A 13,357-nucleotide genomic window follows, 5' to 3' on the forward strand; every position below is an offset into this window, starting at 1 on the left:
GAGGCTTTATTGTAGGACGTATTAAGTGAATAATTGAGGCTAAAACTCAGAGACTTTGCCCCATGTGCTTTTATTAAATCGACTAAGTTGATATTGCTTGTTTTCTACAAAGGTGTTTTTGCCAGCGATCATTTGTGCAATTAACAGCCCAGCGCCAGGCCCAATGCCAAAACCATGTCCTGAAAAGCCGGCCGCAATCAAAAAGCCAGATAAGTTACTCGCCTGATCGATCACTGGCACCCCATCTGGAGTACTGTCTATGTAGCCTGCCCAGGCATTTTGCACGGGAATATTTGTCAATTCCGGTAGCATTTTACGTGCGCGAGCGAGGGTGAGTTCGATCATCTTTCTTGAGGGCGTAGGATCTAATATGCGGTTTTTTTCCATTGGTGTGGGTTTATCCAGTGCCCATTTTTTGCGGGTCTCGTGGCCGGCTTGCCAAGCTTGTAAATCACCAGGTGAGAGCGCTTTCCAGCGTTTTGCAAACATCGGAATGAAATGGGATGCGAAACGTAATTGTTGGGGGGTGATATCCACATTGGCGAAGCCAGAAATCGCTAAGGTATAACCGCCATTACTACGTCCTGTGATCGATATCTCTGAAGTATGTAACGCGCTGGGAATGCCTTTGGCGCCCGGCATGAGAGAAAGAGCGGAGGAGCGCACTGCCGATTGCGGGAAGCGAATGCCCAATTGATGGCAAAAAGATGACGCCCAGGCCCCTCCTGCCATGACCACTTGGGACGTTTTGATCACTCCTTTTTCTGTGATAACACCAGAGACTTTACCTGCCTGTGTTTCGATCCCACGAGCTGCGCAGAATTGATGAATGCTGCCACCGTGCTTCAATATGCCTTTGGCAATCAATGGTGCGGCTTTGGATGGATCGGCAATACCGTCAGAAGGTGAAAAAACACCGCCCAGCCATTGCTTGTAGGTGGATTCGCCACGTTCTGTGGCTTCACTCGCACTTAGCATGTGGGTGATGACACCTTCGCCTTTGGCAAAGTCACGCCATTTGCTCCAGCCGTCTATCTCGGCTTGATTGTCGGATAAATAGAGAAGGCCGCAACGTTTAAAGCCTAAATCTTCCCCGATGTCCGCCGTTATTTCCTCCCAAAGGTCGAGGCTCTTGGTGGCCAATGGAAGCTCCCGTGCATCACGGTTTTGCTGGCGACACCAGCCCCAGTTACGACTGGATTGTTCTGCACCAATTCGGCCTTTTTCAATTAAGGCGACTTTCATACCTTGTCGAGCCATAAAATAGGCAGCGCAGACGCCCACGATACCGCCACCGATGACAACGGCGTCGGCACTTTCAGGCAATTCTGGTGTTGATGGAATGCATATTAAGGGAGCGGGCATTTGGTTCTCCTTGCCGTGTATTAGTATGAGACCTTTGCTTGTAACCTCGTGCAACGGTCTCAGTATGTATTTTTTACCATTTCTCTAAACGCACAGTTCGCCAAAACGAACAACGGTAACACCAGGGCGTAACTGTCTTAGTGATGGCATGACCAGTACACAATTATCGTAAGGTGTGCGGATTTCTTTGCCATCGCGCCAGGCGATCACGCTGCCTTTTTCGGCAAAGGTTTCTAACCCGGTGTAAGGAGCGGCAAAGCGAAAATCCATACTGGAAGCCACGACAGGTTCTGTGACCTTCACAATATTCATGGTGGGTTCAACGGGTTGGTACCAGCTGGCGGGTAAATCGTCTTCTTGAATAACATTATGTAAGAGCAGAAAACGTGCCGTCACATCGCGAGCGACCGTCACCGCTGAGGCTTCCCAATGTTGGCCACATTCTACCAAGAGGGCATTTTTTTCGCTGTTTGGGTCACCGAAATCAGTATAGTCTCGCAGGCGACAGCCTTCTGGGTGACCTTCATCGCGAATCACCCAAGCGGGTGAGCGCTGTTCACGGGCCAGGGCTAACCCTTTATCTAATGGCCCGCACACACAAAGTGGCGGGCATTTTTCATGCATTGAATGCAAATCCAGCAAAAAATCGACTTCGTCTATGATGGGACGTAATTCGCGTGCACGGCGTAACTCAGAGGAGTCACGGCTGAGATCGTCCAGTATCTCTTTGGTCCAGACACGATTAAGGTCTTGATCAACAAACCGTGATGCATCAGGTTGGTTTGGGTCGAAGTTGAGGTACGCCGCCGCGTTGGCAAATGACAAGGTGAGCCGGCCTTGACGGGGCGTTATACCCAGATCGATGAGTTCTTTTACCACAATGGCGCCACACACTTCATTGCCATGAACAATGGCATTGATCATGACATGTGGCCCAGCTTTTCCACTATCGAAGGAATAAAGATAGGGAATGCCACTATTACCCTCCGCATAAGGGGTGATGTCAGGGAAATCGATTTCAATGGGGTACTCTGACAAGGTGTCAGAGACCGAGTGGGTATCATGATTACTCATTTAAAACGCCTCTATAGTTAACTTAAGTTGCCTTGGCAGAGATATTTCATTTCCATGTAGTCGTCTAGGCCATAGCGTGACCCTTCACGGCCATAACCCGATTCTTTTACCCCGCCAAATGGCGCGGTTTCTGAGGTGATAGCGCCTTCGTTGATGCCGACAATGCCCGTTTGCATCTTGTTCGCCACACGCCAGACACGTTTAATATCGTTCGAATAAAAATAACCCGCCAAACCAAACGGAGTATTGTTGGCCGCCTGAATAACCTCTTCCTCGCTTTCAAAACGAAACAACGGCGCAACAGGACCAAAGGTTTCCTCGTGGGCTAGCTCCATATCATGATTCGCATCAGCTAACACGGTTGGCGCGTAATAGTGAGGCCCGCAAGCGATGTCATTTTGGACGCGTTTACCACCCGTTAGAATGGTCGCACCATGCTGTAAGGCATTTTGCACATGACGTTCAATTTTCTCTACGGCTCTCTCGTTTATCATCGGGCCGATTTGGCTCTCTTCTCTATCACTTGGGCCAACGTGCAGGGCGGCAACACGGGTCACCAATTTGTCGGCGAAAGCATCGTATACGCGATTGTGAACATACACTCTATTTGGGCAGACACAGGTTTGCCCGCCATTACGGAATTTCGATACCATAAGGCCTTCTACAGCGGCGTCAATATCAGCGTCTTCGAAAACAATAAAGGGCGCATTGCCACCTAACTCTAAAGAAAGGTGTTTGAGGGTGGCGGCGGCTTCCCGTGCGAGCAATTTGCCCACTGCGGTGGAGCCAGTGAAAGTGATTTTTCGCACGCGAGCGTCTTCCAGCCAAGCGCCGACTACATCCGATACTCGATCACGAGATGAGGTAACGATATTCAAGACACCAGCAGGTAAGCCCGCTTCGTCAGCCAGTGCCACTAGGGCAAGGGCGGTTAATGGTGTGTCTTCGGCAGGTTTGGCCACGACGGTACAGCCAGCGGCAAGGGCTGGGGCGATTTTACGAGCAATCATCGCCAGAGGAAAGTTCCAAGGAGTGATTGCTGCCACAACGCCAACGGCTTCTTTGACGACCAAGCGTTTTTTGCCGGGAACTGTTTCGGGAATAATATCGCCATAAGTGCGTAGTGCTTCACTCGCGAACCAATCAACATAGGAAGCCCCATAGGCGACTTCGCCACGGGCCTCGGCGAGTGGTTTACCTTGTTCAAGAGACATCAATCTAGCTAAATCTTCCGCGTTATCGAGAATCAATTGATGCCAGCGGAGTAAAAATTGTGAGCGTACTTTGGTGGTTTGATTGCGCCAATCTTCAAACGCCTCGTAGGCGGCTTTGGTGGCTAGAGTGGCGTCTTGAGCCGTGCTATTGGCGACTTGTGCAAAGTTTTGGCCTGTAGCAGGATTATTAACTGAGTAAGATTCGTTCAGGTTACTTGGTTGCCATTGCCCGTTGATAAAGTTCTCTGTACGAATGAGATCGGGACGTTTTAGAGTCAAAATCATGTGCCTGCTACCTCATAGATATTATGGTAAATACGAATTTCTATTGTAGATGAGTGAATGCAGGGAAATGTGCCTAATACACACTGCAAATCGCAGGAATACGTGTTTTTAAATGAAGATTCAGAAGCTTATGCCGTGGTGATTATTCCGTTGGGCTAAACAGCTTATCAATAGGGTAATACTTTTTAACAATAGGGGATTTGATAACAATATAGCTGAAGTATTTGTCGATAAAAATATTCTTATCGAGCAGATCTTCCATGACGGTTTGATAGTGCACAACATTGCGAGTAAGGAAGGTGAGCTGATAGTCAAATCCACCACTGACTAAGTGACATTCTTGCACTTCGTCGACTTTGCGAATATAGGCTTCAAATTGCGCAAAATGATCCGGTCTGTGGTCCGTTAGCGTCACTTGAGTGAAAACACGTTGTACTGTCCCCAGTTTTTCTAGCTGAATATGAGCGCCATAATCCATGATGTAGCCTGCTTTTTCTAAGCGTTTGACTCGGGTTAGGCAAGGGCTTGGAGATAAACCGACGGCGTCGGCTAGATTGACGTTGGAAATTCGACCGTTGCGCTGTAAATGGCTCAATATTCGAATATCAATACGATCCAATTTCGGCGCACAATTCATTAAAATCTCCAGTCATTTTAGGTATTTATACTCTTGAGATACTAGCAAGTTGTTCGCGGTGCGTCATCTACTGATGCACCGCGATTTTTTCAGCCCAAAGCAAGACGTACGTCGGGTTGCTCTAACACCTCATCAAGTGTGCGTTTTAGGCGCTCAAATAAAATATCAAAATCCTCTTTTGTATAACACAGCGCTGGCGCAAAGCCAAGAACGTTATCAGTGAAGGCACGAAAAATTAAGCCATTTTTGTAGGCCGCTGTGGCAATGCGTTCAGATAATTTCAGTGCTGGATCAAAACGTGCTTTGCTGTTTTTATTCGCAACCAGTTCGAGCGCTCCGAGTAAACCTCGGCTACGGGCATCGCCTACCAGTGGATGATCAAGCATGGCCGCTAACCCTGCCTCAAAATGGCGAGCGACGGCTTGTCCATTCGCTAATAAACCCTCTTCATAAAGTCGAATCACTTCCAGCGCAATGGCGGCACTGACAGGGTGAGCTGAATAGGTATAACCGTGACCAACGGGCGCATCTGGACCACAGCCATCAGCAATGCCCTGATAAACCGCATCGCTCATCATCACCGCCCCCATAGGTGCATAACCTGCGGTGAGGCCTTTTGCCATAGTCATTAAATCGGGTGTGACATCTTCTGCATCACAGGCAAACATGGTGCCGGTACGGCCAAAACCGGTAATGACTTCGTCTACCACGAACAAAATGCCGAGTTCGTTGCAACAGTTTTGTAGGGCTTTTAGCCAGCCCTTTGGTGGCACAATGACGCCGCCAGAGCCGATCACTGGCTCACAGAAAAAGGCCGCCACATTGTCGACGCCTAGTTCTTCCACCTTGCTTTTTAGTGTCGCAACAGATTCAGCAATAATACCTTCAGGGCTTGTATCTTGTGAACTGCGGTAAGCATAAGGACAAGGAATACGGTGTTGAGTAGGCAGAGGCACATCGAAGTGACGATGAAACGCAGGCAAAGCCGTTAAGCCTGACCCCTGTGACGATGAACCATGGTATCCGCGTTCAATACTGATAAAGTGTTTTTTCTTGGATTGGCCAGTGGAGTTGTAGTAGTTAACGATAAAACGAATCGCAGAGTCGACGGCATCGGACCCGCCCATGGTGAAGTAAACATGCTGCAAGGAGGCTGGGGTGATTTCTACCAATTTGGCAGCGAGCTTGATAGCAGGCTCGGAACCAAAATGAAAGTATCCTGTTGCATAAGGCAATTTGCGCATTTGTGCTTCGCCAGCTTGTACAACGCTGTCTTGTCCATAGCCCGTATTGACGCACCAAAGACCCGAAAACGCATCAAGCAGTACATTGCCTTGGCTATCCGTTAAATACGCGCCTTTGCCTGATTCAAGTATGGTGACGCCACGTTTTTCATGGGCATGATAATTGATCACAGGATGGATAAGGTGTTGTCTGTCTAAAGCAACTAAAGATTCATCATTCATGGTTAATCCGCCATTTATCGAAAAGTAATCCTTATGGTAGCGCTAATAGTCCAGTTTATTATGTTGAGTCGACTGTGTTCGACAAGGCAGATGTGACGAATTCAAAGGGGATTCGGAATATTGTTTTGTCTGTTTCCTATGTCGATAAGTTGTGTAATATCTTTGTAGACTCATGCATTAGATTGGCCATATACAAAGAGGAATAGAGTCCTTTGCTCGTGATTTCGTGCAAAGGCCTCTAATAGACTCACTGTTTGAAAGGACTAGGTTTTAAAACGCCATGGAAAATTTCCCTGAAACAACGGTATTCGTAGAGTGAGAAGAGAATTTACCGCCGTAGTCTAGTGTGATAGAGGATCTTTTTGATAGGCCGTAATCGAAGCCTACGTTGAGAAGTGCTGTATTACGATCGGCAGCAGGACCATAGACTTGGAAGCTTGACTCTGCCGTTGAATTGGCAAATCGCATGGTAGAAGAAGAGGATAAATTACCATAAGCGTGTTGCCAGCCAAGTGTTAAGTAGGATGTTAAATTGTGTTCATTAAAGCTTGTGGTATTAAATAGGCGAGAACCCAGTGTCGTATAATAATTATCGTCCTGTGGATTGTATACCTTCAATGCCGATGAGCCTCCTGTTTCAGTAAAGTTGGCTGATCCCATGTGTACGTAGGCAGCACTTAAAAAGGGCTCAATTTTGACATCACTGAAGGTAAAACGGTAACGAGTTTCGCCAAAGGTTTGAAAGGAACCAGAGCGATAATCCCCTTTAATGTTTTCGTCAAAGCCTGAAAAAGTAACGTGGCGTGTACTGTTAACATGGTGTAAAGAATAGGAGAATGCGCCGTTTACTGACCAGGCTCCCCAGCCTGTGCTGGCATAGGTTCCCACATCATAAGTGTGTATTTTGCCGGAAGAGGATCGTGCATCAACATCATAGGTACTTTGACTGTAACCTGTGAACACCCCAAGACGAGTTTGTTTGCCGATCAGACCGTCTGTGCCTATTACCACTCCTCCTACTCGGCTTTTGATGTCTGCGGCGTTGGTTTGACCATTGGTGTGATTCCAACCACCATAGGTTTGTACCCAAAAGGATGAAGAAAGTGGCGCTTTCTCAAGGTTATTGGCTAACGCAAAAACGTTGATTGGTTTTGGGTGAAATTTTTCTTGTCCAGAAGTGACTTGCGCTGCGTAGTCAACCTGCTCGGCGTAGGCTAGTTGTATATGGCTAAGTGCTCTGAGTCGGCGCTCAGCGAGGGATGATGAGCGATCAGACGAGGTGCGTGCTGCAATTCGCGTATTAACGACGGTACGCAAGCTACTGCTTTGTTGAGCAATAGCAGAGCTTGTTGAGGCTTGGGCTTCGCCAGATACCGCATTATAGGCTGTCGCAACATCGGCTTTTTTCAACGCGATAAAGGCGTCAAACACTGAGTTGTTTTGCCCCAGCGATTGTACTGCACCGGCTGTACTTTTTTGGTTGGGCGTATTGGCATAGGATACAAAACTGGAACCATCATCGTAGACTAAGGTTAGGTTTATTTGCTTGTCTTGATAGTCGAGTACGGGTTTGAGAAAGGCGGCGTCGGTGTCTATTTTGTTTGAAAATTTACCTGTAATACCGACATCGGAACGCATAATTTCGTAGCTTTTATTCTTCTCATAAGTGGCATTTTGAGCCTTGATAGTTACTTTTGCGCCACTATCAATGTTTATCTTATCTGTTGCGGTGAGTTGGCTGACATTGTTAGGCGGTGTGACATAAATTAGGTAAGTCGAACCCGATTTGAAATCGGCTGTGCCTTTTATGTTTAGAGTACCTGGCGTGGCCGAACTGCCCGGAGCTAGGATGCCGCCATTATTGATCACACTTGAACCCACGGTCCCCGTTCCTGTTAACGTGCCGTTGGTGAGTGAAACAGAAGAGGATGCTAAAGAAGCATTATTTAAAGTGACGGTGGCTGAATCTGTGATGTTAGTGTTGCCGGAAAAATCACTTTGCCCTGACAGTGTCCAAGTGGAGTCGCTAGCAAAGGTTAATAATTCGAAGTTTTGATAGGTCGCAGTATTACCGAGTAAGGACAGATCAAAAGCGCCTGCTTTCTCCCCTAGCTTGAATGTATCGGTGCCGCCCTCAGCGTCTACGTTGCCAGTGACGGAACTGCCATCTTGGTAGACGAATGTATCATCACCATTTCCCATTGCAACGGCAAAGTTTGTGCCGGTGATAGTACCATAGTTGATGATGGTATTAGCGAATGTTCCGGCTGAGTTGACCATCTTAATACCAAATCCATCGAGGCCTGTAATCGTGCCATAGTTGGTAACAGACAGAGCTTCGAAGGCATCGCCGTTATCGCTATTGTCATCGAGAATACCATTATTAGCGCCGGAAATTAGGGCGCTGGTGTTGTCCGCTGTACCGTTGATAATAGTGCCGCCACCGATGGCAATGGCTTCGCTGGTACTTGTTTTGGTTTCCCCATCCTTGACACCTTTGGAGCCTAAGCCTTTTATGGTGCCATAGTTATTGATGGTGCCAGCCTTGTCGAAGTCGATACCATCGCCGTCGCCAAATGTGGCCGCGTTATCAAACGATCCTGTGATTTCACCGTAATTGGTCACAGTACCTGTACCATTGGAGTTCACCCCAGAGCCGTTTTTACCGATTATGGTTCCACCAGTCTGATTGACCACAGTTAAGTTGTCTTCTAATCCCGATGCCTTGATACCGTGATAGGCGCCTGAAATAACGCCACTGGATTGGTTGGTAATGGTGGCACTGAAGGCGCCTGTATCACCGCCATCGATTCTGATAGCGGAATTATTCTGGCTGCTGGCGTCGCCATCCGCATAAGAGGAAGAAATGGTGCCGCTATTATTGATGGTGGTGTTTTTACCTCCCTTGATGGCATTATTATTAGCCGCTGAAATGGTCGCACCTGCTCGGTTGGTAATGGTAACTTGGGCATTTGTTGACGTGATGTCTGCCAGATCAAGAGCCTGACCCTTTTTGCTTGAGGTGATGGTGCCAGCGTTGTCAATGTTCACTATTGCTGAGCCAGTGCTATTGGCTGTCGATTTGATTTTTAATGCATCGTCAGAGCCTTCAATGACTCCACCCGCTTGGTTGGTGAGAGTAAGTGATTTTAAGGTATCGAAATTACTGTCTGTATCAAAACTGATGGCTCTATCACCTGACGATGTGCTTTTTATCGTACCTGAATTGGTGATGTCAATGGTACCAGCCCCTAAGCGAATTGCATCAGAAGAAGACGATTGAATGGTCCCACCATTATTGTTGATGGTAATCTTTGCTGTATTTGAGGTGGCCGAGTCAAAGTCGAGGACTTGACCACCACCAGAGGTAATGGTCCCAGAATTATTAATGGTAAAATAGCCATTTTCAAATGGATTGTTGATCCGAATAGCGTCTGATTTGCTGGACGTTATGGTACCCGTATTATCATTATCGAGTTGAAAAGCGCCAGATGCATTGCTAGAGGTATCAATGGCTCGCCCTTTGTTGCCATCAATGGTGCCCTTATTGGTGATAACAATGCCTTTGCCAGTTGCATTGCCATTCCACTCAATAACCGGCTTACCACCCGTTAATGTTGCTCCTGTATTAATAGTCCCTGTATCCTGACCTGAGACGGTTTGTTGGCCTGAGGCGCCTGGAACAACAAAACTTTCGGCTGAAACTGGTGCAGCGATTAGGAGTAGAGAACTTAGTGTGTAGATCTGTTTCCTGATCAAATTCACTTTTCTAATGGAGTTTACGCTTCGAATACCAAGCATCTTTGGCATTTTCAAAAAAAGACTGTTGGAGCGCGGGAGTTGACCTTTCATTGGCATACTACTTCATCAGGACATTAAGGAATAAAAGTGTATGCTACTTGCTAAGTAATGACGATTTCATGACAAAATGTGGAGTCTTTTATCATCAACCGAAAGATAATGCGGTACAGAAGTGGTTTAGAAAGATCGACAGGCTGGTTTTTATGTCAAAATGAATATCCGGTAACTGTTGGCTGTCACGTGCATGTACCGTTTTGTTTATTTGATCTAGAATCGAAAAGAGGCATGACGGCAGCTACCGATGCATACATTTTATTAAGGACTACCATGACATCAACTGACTATCTAAATCAGCTTAATCAAGATTATCTTAGTATTCATCGTGTGAAAGAAGATTTCTTCTGGGACACTTATATGGGCATTAGCGATGATAACGAGGGAGCCTCACAGGCCCAAACAAAGTGGACAAATTTTTTAAGCGATGACAAGCGTATTGATGAGGTAAAGGCTCAACTTCTTGCGGCAGAAACCATCGCTGACAGTGACGAAAAAGCACAGACCATGGCTGGATTACAGGGGTGGCTGGCGATGTTTGAGTCGCATGGGATTTCTTCTCCAGACGCGCAAGCGCTAAAAGATCGGCTGATTAAACTTGAAGCGCAACTGTTTGAGAAAAAGCAGCAGTACGTGATGACCTATCAAGACGAAAACGGGCAGACGGTAGAAGCCTCGTTAGTGTCGGTTCGCTCGGTGATTCATACCAATAACAATGAAGCGGTACGTCAAAGTGCTCATCAAGCCTTATTGGATGTAGAGCAATGGGTCTTGGAAAATGGCTTTATTGAATTGGTAAAACTGCGCAATGAGTTTGCTCGCTCTTTAGGTTTTGACAACTTTTTTGATTACTCTGTCCGCAAGGGCGAGCATATGTCCAGTGATGAATTGTTTGTCATTCTAGACGATTTTGAGCGGCGCACGCGTGATCGCCATTTACAGAGTTTACGAACGTTGGCTGAAGAGAAGGGAGAGTCTGCACTATTAGGTCATAACTTTTCTTACGCTTATGCAGGCGACGCTATGCGTGAGTTGGATCCGTATGTGCCGTTCTCTCAATCACTGCGCCGTTGGGTAGAGTCTTTTGGGCGTCTTAATATTGATTACTCCGGTGCTGAGTTAACCTTGGATTTATTAGATCGTAAGGGCAAATACCCTAATGGATTCTGTCACGCGCCGATTCCGGCTTTCTACGATCAAGGCAAATGGGTAGCAAGTAAAGTCAACTTCACCAGTAATGCCAAACCAGATCAAATGGGCAGCGGCTTCGATGGCATCAATACCTTATTTCACGAAGGCGGTCACGCAGCACATTTTGCTAACGTCAAAATGAATGCGCCTTGTTTCTCGCAAGAGTTTGCACCAACCTCAATGGCTTATGCGGAAACCCAATCGATGTTTTGCGATAGCCTACTGAACGATGCTGACTGGTTAAAAACATATGCGAAAGACGCACAAGGCCATGTTATTCCTGATGATGTAATCAAAGCCATGGTGACCAGTAGCCAACCTTTTAAAGCCTATGAAGAGCGTAGTATTTTAGTGGTACCCTATTTTGAAAGGGCGCTTTATCAGCTTGATGACGAGGAGTTAATACCAGAGCGTATTATCCAATTGGCTCGCGATTGTGAACAGAGAGTTTTAGGGCTTGTTTGCAGCCCTCGACCACTATTGTGTATTCCCCATTTGCTCTCGGATGAGTCCGCCTGTGCATATCATGGTTATTTATTAGCGCATATGGCGGTCTACCAAACTCGTGCTTACTTTTTATCCGAGTTTGGTTATCTGAGCGATAACCCACAAATTGGCCCACTGTTAGCCAAGCATTATTGGAAATGCGGTAATAGCCAAACTCATAATGAGACGATTAAAGCACTCACTGGCGAAGGGTTTAACGCGAAATATTTGGCGGACGAATGTAATTTAACGGTTGAGCAAGCTTGGCAAGCTCAGCAAGAGAAAATGGCTCGTCTTGCACAGCGTGAATTGCATGCTCCAGCATCTTTGAATGCCAGCATTCGTGTGGTCGATGGTGAGCGTGAATTGGCTTCAAACCAAGAGTCAGACCAGCACTTATACGAGCAATTCGAAGCTTATATCGGCGAACATTACGGCTGCTAATAATAACTCGTCAGCCTTTCAGCGTTAAATGAACGGGTATTCTGAAGGGCTGATGGGGCTTTGGGTCACGTTTAATAAGGAAATAGAATACTTTCTATTAGAAGGTTAGTCATATTAACGAAACGGTGTTTGGTGTGAGGGCGATTCGACATAAGTTTGATCGGTTAAGCTGTTTAAGAAAGCAATTAAAAAGCGCTTTTCATCTTGTGTCAGGCTAAAGGGATGAATCTTTTCTGAACGTAAGGGAGAAGGTGAACCTTTGATCGCTGCTTGCCCACCTGCGGCATAATGTTCGATCACATCTTCTAGTGTTGCGATAGAGCCGTCATGCATATAAGGCGAAGTAAGGGCAATATTTCGTAATGTTGGTGTTCTAAAACGGCCTTTGTCTTGAGGGTTATGGGTGACTTCATATAATCCTTGGTTGCCTTCTGGATAAGCTCCTCGTCCATCGAGATTATACAGACCAGTATTGTGGAAGGCGGGGTGTTTTGTTGCATCAGAAAAATGCACGCCAGAATGACAATTCGCACAGCCAATTCGCTCACTAAAAAAGAGAGACATGCCTTTCTTTTCTGCCTCGTTCAGCGCATCCTTCTTGTGCAAATAAGTGTATTGGTCGTATGGTGAATTAAAGCTAATTAAGGTACGTTCAAAAGAGGCGATGGCTTTGGTGATTAAGTCGAAGCTGATTTCTTGCTGTGGAAAAGCATTGTTAAATAAGCGTGGATAGATAGGATCGTTACGCAAGAATAATAGAATGCGTTCTGTGTGCTGGGCGGCGGCCATTTCGACAGGATTATGACCAAAAAGAGGCACTCTAGCTTGTTGTTCTAATGTGGTTTGGTTCGGATCAGCCCAAGTTAGTGTCGTCATATAGGCTGAGTTAACGATGGCTTGGGCATTACGAGTGTGAAAGTCCCCAAGAATCCCGACTGAAACTCGCCGCTTTTCAGAGAAGGAGCGTTCTGCATGATGGCAAGATGAGCAGGACATATAGCCCAATCCGGAGAGATTGGCATCGAAAAAAAGTCTGTGCCCCAGGATCACTTTCTCTTCGCTCATCGGGTTGTCTGCCGGTACGTCAGGTGGCGGTAGCCAGCTTGGAAGAGACCATGAATATTCTTCAGCACCAGCAATATTGCTGTATAAAGCAACGATAGCAACACACAAAAATATTCGCTTCATCATGTCCCCCTGCCGAATACATCTAGGACCTTCCCCAATACAGCTTAGTCTCGAATGATGAAAAAGTGAATGTAGCAGAATGTTTTTTTAGATGATTTGGTTAATAGAATATATTGATCAGTTTTTATACGTGAATTTTTATATAATTATTA

The 13,357-nt window shown here is 46.4% G+C and carries 8 protein-coding genes; 1 reads left to right on the forward strand and 7 read right to left on the reverse strand.

Annotated elements, in window-relative coordinates:
* Positions 1-39 precede the first annotated feature (39 nt).
* The 6 genes from JHD45_RS21355 to JHD45_RS21380 form a co-directional block, all read right to left on the reverse strand.
* Entirely contained in the window at positions 40-1,365 is a 1,326-nt protein-coding gene (locus JHD45_RS21355; protein WP_199478619.1) for an NAD(P)/FAD-dependent oxidoreductase, read from the reverse strand.
* Positions 1,366-1,449: 84 nt separating this feature from the next.
* Positions 1,450-2,439 carry a M14 family metallopeptidase gene (locus JHD45_RS21360; protein ID WP_199478620.1) on the reverse strand — a complete coding sequence of 330 codons (990 nt, stop codon included), beginning with the start codon at positions 2,437-2,439 and terminating at the stop codon, positions 1,450-1,452.
* A 17-nt stretch (positions 2,440-2,456) separates the two neighbouring features.
* Entirely contained in the window at positions 2,457-3,938 is a 1,482-nt protein-coding gene (locus JHD45_RS21365) for an NAD-dependent succinate-semialdehyde dehydrogenase (RefSeq protein WP_199478621.1), read from the reverse strand.
* Between the two features lie 142 nt (positions 3,939-4,080).
* On the reverse strand, positions 4,081-4,575 hold the full coding sequence (locus JHD45_RS21370) for an Lrp/AsnC family transcriptional regulator (protein WP_175365306.1): 495 nt from the start codon (positions 4,573-4,575) through the stop codon (positions 4,081-4,083).
* Between the two features lie 89 nt (positions 4,576-4,664).
* Positions 4,665-6,041 (reverse strand): aspartate aminotransferase family protein, encoded by a 1,377-nt coding sequence (locus JHD45_RS21375; RefSeq protein WP_199478622.1) that lies wholly within the window; start codon positions 6,039-6,041, stop codon positions 4,665-4,667.
* Positions 6,042-6,311: 270 nt separating this feature from the next.
* Complete coding sequence (locus tag JHD45_RS21380) at positions 6,312-9,800, reverse strand: autotransporter domain-containing protein (protein WP_199478623.1); 3,489 nt, start codon at positions 9,798-9,800, stop codon at positions 6,312-6,314.
* Between the two features lie 369 nt (positions 9,801-10,169).
* On the opposite strand from JHD45_RS21380, the gene JHD45_RS21385 reads away from it, so the two are divergent.
* Positions 10,170-12,017 carry a M3 family metallopeptidase gene (locus JHD45_RS21385; RefSeq protein WP_199478624.1) on the forward strand — a complete coding sequence of 616 codons (1,848 nt, stop codon included), beginning with the start codon at positions 10,170-10,172 and terminating at the stop codon, positions 12,015-12,017.
* Positions 12,018-12,131: 114 nt separating this feature from the next.
* Here the strand turns inward: JHD45_RS21385 and JHD45_RS21390 are convergent, their stop codons facing one another.
* Positions 12,132-13,208: a methanobactin export MATE transporter MbnM gene (locus tag JHD45_RS21390; RefSeq protein ID WP_199478625.1), complete on the reverse strand. Its 1,077-nt coding sequence runs from the start codon at positions 13,206-13,208 to the stop codon at positions 12,132-12,134.
* Positions 13,209-13,357 lie beyond the last annotated feature (149 nt).

Source organism: Marinomonas spartinae (assembly GCF_016461715.1).
GTDB lineage: Bacteria > Pseudomonadota > Gammaproteobacteria > Pseudomonadales > Marinomonadaceae > Marinomonas > Marinomonas spartinae_A.